Genomic DNA, 10,678 nt, shown 5'->3' on the forward strand with positions numbered 1-10,678 from the left:
GGCCCTGATCGCACTCGCCCGGCGCAAGGTCAACGTCCTCTACGCCATCCTGCGTGACCGTCGGCCCTTCGAAGCCCGGCCAACTCTTCGTCTCGTGGCTTGACTTCAGCATTAGGCAGCGGCCTCCCTCGTGAGATACGTCTTCAGGGCGAGGGCGACGACGAGAATCACGCCCTGCACGATGAGCTGGTAGAAGGGCGAGATGCCCGTGAACAGCAGCAGGTTGGTCAGCAGGCCGATGACCAGCGCGCCGAGTACGGTGCCGCGCATCCGGCCGACCCCGCCGAAGAAGCTGATGCCGCCGAGCACCGAGGCGGCGATGGAGTTGAGCGTGTAAGGGGTGCCGATCGTCGGGTCGGCGGAGCCGGTCTGGATGGCCAGCCCGATCCCGGCGAGCCCGGTGAACGCGCCGGCCAGGGCGTACCCCGAGATCTTCACCGCCCGGGTGTGCAGCCCGCTGGCGTAGGCGCCGTGCTCGTTGCCGCCGACGGCGTAGAGCGCGAGCCCGTGCCGGGTGGTGCGCACCAGCTTCCAGACGACGAGCACGACGGCGACGGCCACGGCGGGGACGGCCACCCCGTTCCACCCGTTGTTGTACGCGTCCACCAGCCCGCCCGGCACCTTCCCGCCGGGCTGCGGCAGCACCACGAGGGTGACCCCGCCCCAGAGGAACGACGCGGCGAGCGTCACCACGATCGGGGGCAGTCCGGCGTACGCGACGAGCGCGCCGTTGACGGCTCCGGCGGCGACGGCCACGGCCAGGGCGAGCACCGCGGCCGTCGCCACCCCGCCCGCGCCCTGGGCGTCGTACGTCGCGAAGACGGCCATGGCGAGCCCGAGCACCGCACCCAGCGAGAGGTCGATCCCGCCGAGCAGCATGACCGTCGTCTGTCCGGCCGCGGCCAGGATCAGCGGCAGGAACTGCGCGGACAGGATGGTGATCGACGCGGGGGTGAGCAGGCTGGAGTCGTAGTGCTGGTAGGCGACCAGCAGCATCAGCAGCAGTGCCGCCAGGGCGAGGAGGTCGGTGTTGCCGCGCGCGGCAGCCGTGAGGCGCTCACGCACGGACCACGCTCCCGGTGCCCTCGGCTTCGGCCGTCCCCATGACCGACGACCTGACCAGGCGTTCCTCGGTCAGCTCGGGTCCGCTGAGGCGGTCCACGACCGTCCCCTCGTACAGGACGGCCACCTCGTCGCACAGGCCGACCAGTTCCATGGTGTCTCCGGAGGTGACGAGCACCGCGAGGCCGTCGTCGGCCAGGCGGCGCAGCAGATGGTAGATCTCGCGCTTGGTGCCGATGTCGATGCCCCGGGTCGGCTCGGCGAGCAGCAGGACGCGGGGTCCGGTCGGCAGCCACTTGGCCAGCGCGACCTTCTGCTGGTTGCCGCCCGAGAGCCGACGCACCTCCTGTGCGGGGGAGGCCGCCTTGACGCGCAGCCGCTCGATCAACTCCTCGACCAGCGCGGCCTCGGCACCACGCGAGACTGTGGTGAGCCGGCCGGCGGGGGCGAGGGCGCGCATGCTGGGCAGCGCGAGGTTGTCCCGCACACTGCGCACGGTGTGGACGCCCTCGACCTTCCGGTCCTCGGGCACGTACGCGATACGGTGCCGGATCGCGTCCCGCGGCGAGGACAACCGCACCGGCCGCCCGTCGAAGACGACCTCCCCGGTGTGCCGCACCAGCCCGAACAACGCCCGCAGCACCTCCCGCTGCCCCTGGCCCTGGAGGCCGCCGAGTCCGGTGATCCGTCCGGGGACCAGGTCGAGGTCGACACCGGAACAGGCACGGGGGACGGTGAGTCCGCGGACGCGGAGGAGGGGGGCGGGAGTGTCTGTCTTCTTGGCGCCGGTCTCCTTCTCGGCGCCGGTCTCCTTCTCGGTGGCGGGCGCCGGCTTCGCCGGGAACAGGTCCGACAGCTCCCGGCCCACCATCAGCCGCACGATGTCGTCGTGATCCGTGTGCCCGCGCTCCCGGGTCGCCATCACCGCGCCGTCCTTCAGGACGGTCAACCGGTCGCTGGCGGTGAAGAGTTCGGCCATGCGGTGGCTCACCAGGATCACCGAGCCGCCCTGGTCGCGGAGGGCGCGGATCACCCGGAAGACGGCGGCGACCTGGTCCTCGTCGAGTGCGGAGGTGGCCTCGTCGAGGATGAGCAGACGCGGCTCGCCCGCCAGCGCCTTGGCCAGTTCGACCAGTTGCTGCCGGCCCAGCGGCAGCCGCCCGGCCGGCGTGCGCGGGTCGACGTCGAGGCCGACCCGCGCGAGCAGCGGCTCGGCGCGGGCCGCGAGGTCCCGGCCCCGGACCAGCCCCCGCCGGGAGGGCCAGGACCCGAGGAAGACGTTCTCCGCGACGCTCTGGTGCGGGTTGAGGCTCAACTCCTGGTGCACGGAGCCGATCCCGGCGGCCCGGGCGCGGTGGGGAGACCACGCCCGGGCGACCGGAACGCCGTCGAAGACGACGCGGCCTGTGTCGGGTGTCAGGAGCCCGGTGATGAGGGAGAGCACGGTGGACTTGCCGGCCCCGTTCTCCCCGACGAGGGCCAGCACCTCCCCGGGCCCGACCTCGAAACTCACGTCCGTGAGCACCCGGTTGCCCGCGAACGACTTCGACACCTTCTCCACGCTCAGCAGCGCCACGGTCGTCACCCGCTCACTTGCCGATGAGCTTGTCGATCTCGGACTGGGAGATGTCGTTGATCGGGTAGGAGTCGTCCGGCTGGTCGGGCTTGGCGTACTGGGCGAGGTTGCTGTCGGTGATCTCGGGCAGCGGCACGGTGATGTCCTGGGGGACCGAGGCCCCCTCCCGCTTGGCGACGGCGGCTTCCAGGGCGATCACGGACAGGTAGTTGGGCTGGGCGGTGGCGATCGAGGAGAAACCTTCCTTCTGCTTGGTCTGCCACATCTTGAGGAAGCCGTTGTAGTTCTCGCCGGTGATCGGGACGAGCTTCTTGTCCTGCTTGACCAGCGTCTGGAGCGCCGCCGCCGACAGCGCGCCGCCCTGCGAGAAGACGCCGTCGATGTCCGGGTGGGCGGAGTAGGCGGAGGCGAAGGCCTGGGCGGCCGGGGCGAGGTTGTACTCGCTGTGCACATTGCTGACGATCTTGATGCCGGGGTACTTCTTGAACACCGCCTCGGCACCGGACCACCGGTCCTCGCTCACCGCGACCCCGGCGGGCCCGTTCATGGCGATGATGCTGCCCTTGCCGTCCAGCTTCTTGGCCAGCCAGGTGGCCATCATCGAACCCCAGGCCTTCTGGTCCGTGCCGACCCGGATCACCTTCGTGCTGGTCGGCAACGAGTCGAAGGCGACGACGGTGATCCCGGCGGCGACGGCCTGCTCGAGCGCCGGGTTGAGCGCGGTGGACGAGCCCGCGTCGACGAGGATCACGTCGTACTTCTGCTGGATCATGGCGCGGATCTGCGCGATCTGCTGCGAGGTGTCGCCGTTGGCGTTGAACGTCTTGAACGCGGACACCTTGCCGCTCGACTTCAGCTTGTCCACGTCGGTCTGCAGCATCTTCAGGGTCTGCTGCATCCACGACGGGGTGAGGTAGATGGTCGACCAGCCGACCTTGAGGTCCTTGGCCTGCGTGGCGTTCGCGGAGCCACTGGCGCCGGCCGCGGCCGTGCTGCTGTCGTCACTGTTCTGGACGTCGCAGGCGGTGACCCCGGCCAGCGCACAGAGGGAGGCGGCGACCGCCACCGCACCACGTACGGAACGTGCGTTCATCGAAGTTCCTCGAATCCCTCGAAGGTGCCCGGACGGCACCGGATGACAGGTGAGTTGGGGAGAGGGCAGGGCACCGGGTCCGCGCACGGAACATCACTGTTCCGGTCGTGGGAGGGCGGTTCGCCCGGTGAGGACCGGTCTGTTGAGAGGGGAACGTAGGAGGTACCCCCGGCCGGGCACCACGTCTGCAACACAAAATTTCGCATTGCACAACACGCGTGCTCGGGGGTCTGCGACGGCGGTGTCCGGGGTATCGCCGCGGCACCGTCGACCGGCACGACGGACACACCTGCCCCGCGGACCGGTCCGTGGGCCCAGGGGAGAAAGGAAAAGGGGGCAGGTAGTTCGGGACGGCGCGGGCAATGCGGCGGGTGCGAGAGTCAATTCACGGGAACTGAAAGTCACTTCCCCTGGAACGGGGCCGAACGGCGTGGCTGACAAACCGCAGTACGATCCCCGAGCTCGCGGGCCTCTAGAAGGACATCAAGTCCAAGGCCAAGGAGCCGGCCTTCTTCGTCGACATGCGCGACACCTCCAAGGGCCACGGGGCGTGCGGCTCCGACCCGTGGATCAACGAGGCCACGGGCTGACCCCCGGCATGGCTTTGCCATCTCTTTACAACCTGTCCCCCCGCCCCCTCGTCTCTCCGCTCGATCCGTCAACGGGCCGCTGACCAACGGCCCGTCGGCGATGGACCGACGAGAGAGAGCGACACATGCGATTCATGTCCCGAACCGGGCTCGCTGCCCTGGCCCTCACGGGTACCGCCCTGCTGGCGGGGGCGGCGCCGGCGTTCGCCGACGGGGGGACACCCACCCCCGTGCCCAGCAAGGTGGCCGAGGGCCAGTCCACCGCCCCCACGCCGGGCGCGGTGCCGGAGGGCGAGAGCACCGAGCCCGCGCGCGACCAGGTCAGTGTCGTCCCGCGGGGTGCCGCCGACACCGGTGTCACGCAGGAGTCGTCCGGCGGCAACGGCACGCTCGTCGGCGGCGGTGCCGCGGCCGCGGTGCTCGTCGCGGGTGGCGCGGGCCTCTTCGTCGTACGGCGCCGGAGGGCGACCGGCGCATGAGCCCGCTCTCCAGGCGCGCCCTGGGCGCCGTCGCCCTGACGGCTCTGCTGGTGGGCTGCGGCGGCCATCCCGCAGCGGACCCGGGAGACCGGGACCGGGCCACGACGGCCGCCGTCCGTGGACACAGCACCCCTGGTGCCGACAGCACCCCGTCCCCGGCCGCGCGTTCCCTCGCGCGGTCGGTGCCGGTCGGGTTGCGGATCCCCGCGATCGGGGTCGACACGTCCGTCATGCGGCTGGGGCTGGCCGCCGACGGCACGGTCGAGGTGCCTCCCGTCGAGGCGCACGACCGGGCGGGTTGGTACGAGAACTCGCCGACCCCGGGGCAGACCGGACCGTCGGTGATCCTCGCCCATGTCACGGTCGGCACGTACGGCGACGGCGTCTTCCGGCACCTGGATCAGCTGCGCGCGGGTGACCGGATCGCGGCGCGCCTGGAGAACGGCGGTACGGCCGAGTTCGCCGTCACCGGCGTGCGGACCGTCGACAAGGGCGAGTTCCCGACCGAGGACGTCTACGGGAACGTGGACCGGCCGGAACTCCGTCTCATCACGTGCGGCGGGCCCCGTACCGGGGACGGCTACCGGGACAACGTGATCGTCTTCGCCGCCCTCACCTCTGCGAGTTCTGCGGGAGAACGTTGAAACGGCCTTCTCGGTCCCGGGAGAGGGCGGCGTCCGAACTGTTCGCCGCCCTCTACCCGCGTCTCGCCGGCTGGTGCCGCCGGCTCGTCGACGACGACGGGACCGCCCACGAGATCGCCTCGGAGGCGTTCACCCGCCTCTGGGCCCGCTGGACCTCCGTCGCCGAACCCCAGGGCTTCCTCTATGTCACCGCCGCCAACCTGGTCCGCGACCACTGGCGCAAGCTGGAGCGCGAACGCAGGGCGATACGGCGGGTGACCGCCGAGGCCGCGGTGAGCCCGGACGCCCAGCCCGACGACCCCTCGGTCCGGCTGCTCGTGCAGTCGTTGCCGGACCGGCTGCGCGTCCCGATCCTGCTGCACTACTACGCTGACATGCCGATCCGGGAGGTGTCCGTGCTGACCGGGCGCAAGGAAGGAACCGTCAAGGCCGACCTGCACGCGGCCCGCGAACTGCTCCGCGCCCATCTGAGGAGAAGCCTTGATCACACCCGCTGACGACGACTTCGGCGACGGCGCGGACACCGGATACCGATACCGACTCGAACCCGACCACGCACCCGACCCCGACGACCCGCTCACCGTCGTCCTGCGGTCCACCCACGGCCATCTCGTCCCGCCCCCCGGACGGTACGAGGAGATCCGCCGCGGTGCCTCCCGTCGCCGCACCCTGCGGGCCGCCGCCGGAGCCGGACTGACCTGCGCCGTCATCGCGCTCGCCGTGCTGGTGCCGCTGCGGATGACGGCTCGCGACACCCAGGCGCCCCCGGCGGTCCCGCTCGCCCCGCCCCCCGCGAGCAGCCCGAGTGCCGGTGCGACCACCCCCGCCGAAGACTCGCCCCGCCCGGCGAAGCCCACCCCTACCGTGGGGACCGTGACCCCGGTCCCCGACACCCGCACGCCGGGTGCCCGCGACGACACCGCTGCCCCCAGCAAGGCCCCCTCCGAGCAGAGCACGGCGGCGGAACGCCGTACCGCCCCGACCACGTCCTCGGCGGCGGATACGCGCCGTTGAGGCCGATTCACGCACCGTAGCCGACTGTCGGTGGTCGCCCGTACCATGGAAGGCGCCGTCGGGGGAGGGTGGGGGACGTGTCACGCAGTACACCGCAGCCGTCGGGGCGTCGGCTGGAGGACTCGATCGCCTGGGCGGTCCGGAACGCGGACGGGGTCGTGGCCATCGCGGTCGCCCTGACCGTGGGCCTGCTGGACATCACGAACAAGAACTTCGACGACAACATCGTCACCGGCTCCGTGCTGCTCGTTCTCGCCGCGCTGGTCTACGGCTCGCTGACCGAGCGCCGGCGACGGATGGCCGACATCCGCGCCGCGACCGCCGCGACCGGCCGCGCGATCGAGGATCTGGCGATGGTCCGCACCCTGGCCGGCCCGGAGGTGGGGCTGGCGCACGAACAGGCCAGACGCTCCACCGGCCGCTGGGTGTTCAAGGGCGGCACCGGCACCTATCTGCGGGCCGTCACGCTCCCGCAGTGCGCGCTGGAGGCACAGCGGCAGCGCCGCGCCCTCAGCATGAAGATCGACATCGTCAACCCGGGCGACGACCGTGTCTGCGAGGCGTACGCCCGCTTCAGACGCACCTTCGGCCACGAGGGCGGCGCGGGCACCGCCGGCTGGACCACCGAGCGCACCCGCAAGGAGTCGTACGCCACCGTCCTGGCCGCCGGCTGGTACCGGCAGCGGCTGGACACCCTCGAGATCGACGTGCACCTCAACTCCGTGGCGCCGGCCCTGCGCTTCGACCTGTCCGACACCTGCCTGATCATCACCCAGGACGACCCGCGCCGCGTCAGCCTGTACGTGGAGCGGGACCGCCCTCTGTACGACTACTACGTCACCGAGTTGCACCAGAGCCGGGAACAGGCGGTCAAGCTCGACCTGCGGGACGCCACCCCGCTGAGCGAGGAACCCACCGTCGACGAGGTCAGACGCTTCCTGGACCGGCTCGGTCTGCCGCTGCCGACGAGCTTCACCGACCGCGACGTCGGCGACATCATCGACAAGGCGCTGCACGCGGAGGACCCCTACCGCAGGTGAGCGCCGCGGGGCGAACAAGGGCCAACAAGGGGGAGCGATGGACTATCCGGCCCTGGAACGGGCCGCCCGGCGGGGTGAGACCGCCGAGCTGGTGCGGCACGCCGCATCGGAACTGGAAGAGGTCGCCACCGGCCGCCGTGTGCTGCGCGCGGTGCGCCATCCACTGGGGTTCGTCTGCCTGCCCGTGCTGCGGGACGGCGCGGAGGGCGTCTGCGTGCACGTCTTCGGCCCGACGGACCGGCTGCTGACGGACCATCAAGTGCACTCCCACAGCTGGGACCTGATCAGCACCGTGCTCTACGGGCGGCTGAGCAACCGGCACATGGACGTCGAGGAGGGCGTCGGCGCCCCCACCCACCGGCTGTTCGAAGTGCACAGCGAACCGTCCGGAGTGGACGAACTGCGCCCCACCAGACGGCTGGTGCGCTGCTCGCCGGGCTCCGAACAGACCAGCTCCCGCGGCCAGACGTACGCCCTTCCGGCGGGGGCGTTCCACACCACCGTCGTCCCGGACGGCCGTCCGACCGCCACCCTCGTGCTGGGGCGGACCCTGCCGGGCCGGGCGGACCTCTCCCTCGGCCCCCTGCGCGCCCCCGGCCACCGGGTGGTGCGCAGGATGTGCGACGCGGCCCAGACCGCCCGGATCGCCCGGGCCGCCCTCAGGAGGATCCATGACCCCGACCCCGGATGACTTCCGCTTCGAGTGCCGTACGGCCGTGGCCGCCGCCGAGGCGGCGGGGGCCCTGCTGCGCTCCCGCTTCCCCGACGGTTTCACCGCCCGTCCCAAGGGCCCGCTCGGCGACGTCGTCACCGACCTGGACCTGCTGGCCGAGCGGCTGGTCGTCGACCGGATCCGCGCGGACCACCCGCACGACCGGATCCTCGCCGAGGAGACGGGCGAGCCCGCCGCGGGTGACGGAGACGGCGCCCGCACCTGGCTGGTGGACCCCCTCGACGGCAGCAACAACGTGGTGATCGGCCTGCCCGTCTACGTCGTCGGCATCGCTCTGTGCATCGACGGGGCACCGGTGGTCGGCGTGGTCCACGACCCGGTCACCGGCCGCACCTGGTCGGCCCGGCGCGGCGCGGGCACGTACGGCCCCACCGGGCGGCTGACCCCGTGCGCGCGCCCGTTGCCCTCCTCGGGCCCCCTCCTCGCCTGGACCCAGGGGCACGCCGTGGGCCGCGACGACCCCGCCGCCCGCGCCCTGCGCCACACCCTGGAACTCCGCTCCCGCCGACTGCTCCAGCTCTGGGCCCCGCTCGTCGCCTGGACCATGCTGGCCCGGGGCGACATCGACGGCTTCGTCGGCTACCGCGCCGAGGCCATCGACCTCCCGGCCGGCGCCCTGCTCGCCCGCGAGGCCGGGGTCACCCTGTGCCGCCCGGACGGCAGCGACTTCACCCCCACCCACACCGGCCCCGACACCGACCGCACCTTCGTCGCCGCCCGCCCGGAAACCCTGCCCACTCTCCTGGACCTGGTGGCCTGCGCACCCCCACTGCTCGGCGGGGTGCCGTAGCGACCGGGGCGGCGCGCGGCTTGCCGCAGGACCCCCGGGCCGGGCCCGGCGCCACCGCTCGGCGAGGTGCCGCCTGCTGTGCTGTTCGGCTGTGTGGCGGCGTCGGTGAGGGCCTCGCGGTCCGGGCAGGGGCGGCGGGCCGCGGGACCCGGGCTCCGGGGCGGGCCCGAGGCCGCCGACCGGCGGAGTGCCGCCGGTGGTGGGTCCGTGCCGGGTGGCCGGCTCCGGCCGGTCAGGTCGTGCCGCGTCGGCGACAGCGCCCGGCGGAGTGCCGCCGAGCCGGGTCCGCGGCGGGTGTCCGGTTCCGGCTAACGCGTGAGCGACAGCGCTGCCACCGATGCCGCTACCGAGGTCACCGCGAGTACCGCGCCCGTGGCCATCAGCCGGCCCATCGGAATCCGGACGCCGTACGCGACGCAGCGCTCGTACCAGAGCAGGGTCGCCAGGGAGGCCCACGGGGTGATCACCGGGCCCGCGTTGGTGCCGATCAGGAGGGCGAGCAGCTGGTCGTGGTTGGCGACGGGGACCGCGGACTCGCCGGCCAGGTAGACGGGCAGGTTGTTGAGGACGTTCGACAGCCCGCCGCCGACCGCCGCCGCGCGGAACTGGCCCAGCACGCCGCCGTCGTCGCCGACCGCGGCGGCCAGGAGGTCGTGCAGGCCGTGCGCGTTGACCGTCTCGACGACCAGGAACATGCCCGGCACCATCACCAGCAGCCGCCACGGCACCAGCGACCACCGCAGCGCCGGGCGGTCGCGCAGGGCGAACACGGCCACGGTCACCGCCGCCGCCGTCGCGGACGCCACCCACAGCTCCACGTCGGCGACCAGGATCGCCACGAGGAATCCCGCGCAGGCCAGGGCACAGACACGGAACAGCACGGGGTCGGCGGGGCGGTGTACTCCGGGCGGCTCGTAGCGGTCGGCGCCTTCCGGGCGCACGCCGTCCCGCCGCAGCACGCCGTCTTTGCGCTGTACGCCGTCCTTGCGCTGTACGGCGTCCGCCACCCGCACCGCCCCCGGTCCGTCCCCCGGCAGAACCGCCGACTCGGTCGTACGCCGCCCGCGCCGCCAGTAGAACCCCCACAGGCAGGCCATCGTCACCAGGATCGCCGCCAGCTGCGGTGCCCACATGCGACCGGCCAGCCCCAGCGAGGACAGTGCCACCCGGTCCGCGGCCAGCAGGTTCGTCAGGTTGGAGACGGGGAGGAGGAGGCTCGCGGTGTTGGCGAGCCACACCGTCGTCATCGCCAGCGGGACCACCGCGATGCCGACCCGGCCGGCCAGCGCCAGCATCACGGGCGTGAGGAGCACGGCCGTGGTGTCGAGGTTGAGGGAGATCGTCGTGACGGAGGCGAAGGCCACGCAGAGCAGGAACAGGAGCGCGTAACTTCCCCGGCCCGCCCGGGCCACCCGCGCCGCCACCACGTCGAAGACCTCGGCCCTGCTGGTCAGCTCGGCCAGCACGATCACCGTGCCCAGGAACGCCAGCAGCGGAGCGATCCGGGTCATCGCGTCGCCCGCGGACGCGGTCGGCAGCAGCCCCGAGGCCACACAGACCAGGCCGACCACGAGCAGCCCGATCGCCACCCGGTCCAGCACATGCAGACGCCTCAACACAAACACGCAGGGAAGGGTCGCACACTTGTCCTCGGCTG

The 10,678-nt window shown here is 72.4% G+C and carries 11 protein-coding genes; 7 read left to right on the forward strand and 4 right to left on the reverse strand.

Annotated elements, in window-relative coordinates:
* Positions 1-111: 111 nt before the first annotated feature.
* From ACFPIH_RS50205 to ACFPIH_RS50215, 3 genes are read right to left on the reverse strand one after another with little or no spacing between them, the layout of a single operon-like run.
* The gene (locus ACFPIH_RS50205; protein WP_381186102.1) at positions 112-1,065 is read right to left on the reverse strand and encodes an ABC transporter permease; all 954 of its coding nucleotides are present in this window, start codon (positions 1,063-1,065) and stop codon (positions 112-114) included.
* A complete protein-coding gene (locus ACFPIH_RS50210; protein WP_381186103.1) occupies positions 1,058-2,647 on the reverse strand; it encodes a sugar ABC transporter ATP-binding protein in 1,590 nt (529 codons plus the stop codon). Before ACFPIH_RS50210 ends, ACFPIH_RS50205 begins: the two co-directional genes overlap by 8 nt.
* Before the next feature lie 4 nt (positions 2,648-2,651).
* A complete protein-coding gene (locus tag ACFPIH_RS50215) occupies positions 2,652-3,731 on the reverse strand; it encodes an ABC transporter substrate-binding protein (protein WP_381186106.1) in 1,080 nt (359 codons plus the stop codon).
* Between the two features lie 724 nt (positions 3,732-4,455).
* Here ACFPIH_RS50215 and ACFPIH_RS50220 point away from each other — a divergent pair.
* The 7 genes from ACFPIH_RS50220 to ACFPIH_RS50250 all read left to right on the forward strand — a co-directional run bounded on the left by ACFPIH_RS50220 (position 4,456) and on the right by ACFPIH_RS50250 (position 9,021).
* Positions 4,456-4,800, forward strand: a complete 345-nt coding sequence (locus ACFPIH_RS50220; RefSeq protein ID WP_381186108.1) for a sortase-dependent protein — start codon at positions 4,456-4,458, stop codon at positions 4,798-4,800.
* Positions 4,797-5,444 (forward strand): class F sortase, encoded by a 648-nt coding sequence (locus tag ACFPIH_RS50225; protein ID WP_381186110.1) that lies wholly within the window; start codon positions 4,797-4,799, stop codon positions 5,442-5,444. Before ACFPIH_RS50220 ends, ACFPIH_RS50225 begins: the two co-directional genes overlap by 4 nt.
* On the forward strand, positions 5,441-5,941 hold the full coding sequence (locus tag ACFPIH_RS50230; protein WP_381186113.1) for an RNA polymerase sigma factor: 501 nt from the start codon (positions 5,441-5,443) through the stop codon (positions 5,939-5,941). Before ACFPIH_RS50225 ends, ACFPIH_RS50230 begins: the two co-directional genes overlap by 4 nt.
* Positions 5,925-6,458 carry a hypothetical protein gene (locus ACFPIH_RS50235; RefSeq protein WP_381186116.1) on the forward strand — a complete coding sequence of 178 codons (534 nt, stop codon included), beginning with the start codon at positions 5,925-5,927 and terminating at the stop codon, positions 6,456-6,458. The genes ACFPIH_RS50230 and ACFPIH_RS50235 overlap by 17 nt, the downstream gene beginning before the upstream one ends.
* 77 nt (positions 6,459-6,535) lie before the next feature.
* Positions 6,536-7,498, forward strand: a complete 963-nt coding sequence (locus ACFPIH_RS50240; RefSeq protein ID WP_381186118.1) for a hypothetical protein — start codon at positions 6,536-6,538, stop codon at positions 7,496-7,498.
* Between the two features lie 37 nt (positions 7,499-7,535).
* On the forward strand, positions 7,536-8,189 hold the full coding sequence (locus ACFPIH_RS50245; RefSeq protein WP_381186120.1) for a hypothetical protein: 654 nt from the start codon (positions 7,536-7,538) through the stop codon (positions 8,187-8,189).
* Entirely contained in the window at positions 8,170-9,021 is an 852-nt protein-coding gene (locus ACFPIH_RS50250; RefSeq protein WP_381186122.1) for an inositol monophosphatase family protein, read from the forward strand. The genes ACFPIH_RS50245 and ACFPIH_RS50250 overlap by 20 nt, the downstream gene beginning before the upstream one ends.
* 308 nt (positions 9,022-9,329) lie before the next feature.
* On the opposite strand, the gene ACFPIH_RS50255 is transcribed toward ACFPIH_RS50250, so the two are convergent.
* Entirely contained in the window at positions 9,330-10,646 is a 1,317-nt protein-coding gene (locus ACFPIH_RS50255) for an ArsB/NhaD family transporter (RefSeq protein ID WP_381186124.1), read from the reverse strand.
* Positions 10,647-10,678: the final 32 nt, after the last annotated feature.

The sequence above is a fragment of the Streptomyces vulcanius genome (genome assembly GCF_042653945.1).
Lineage (GTDB): Bacteria > Actinomycetota > Actinomycetes > Streptomycetales > Streptomycetaceae > Streptomyces > Streptomyces mangrovi.

What these genes read in the sequence shown, in the direction of transcription:
- ACFPIH_RS50215 (WP_381186106.1), bottom strand. Translation starts at nt 3,731, where the DNA reads ATGAACGCACGTTCCGTACGTGGTGCGGTGGCGGTCGCCGCCTCCCTC.
- ACFPIH_RS50220 (WP_381186108.1), top strand. Translation starts at nt 4,456, where the DNA reads ATGTCCCGAACCGGGCTCGCTGCCCTGGCCCTCACGGGTACCGCCCTG.
- ACFPIH_RS50225 (WP_381186110.1), top strand. Translation starts at nt 4,797, where the DNA reads ATGAGCCCGCTCTCCAGGCGCGCCCTGGGCGCCGTCGCCCTGACGGCT.
- ACFPIH_RS50245 (WP_381186120.1), top strand. Translation starts at nt 7,536, where the DNA reads ATGGACTATCCGGCCCTGGAACGGGCCGCCCGGCGGGGTGAGACCGCC.
- ACFPIH_RS50250 (WP_381186122.1), top strand. Translation starts at nt 8,170, where the DNA reads ATGACCCCGACCCCGGATGACTTCCGCTTCGAGTGCCGTACGGCCGTG.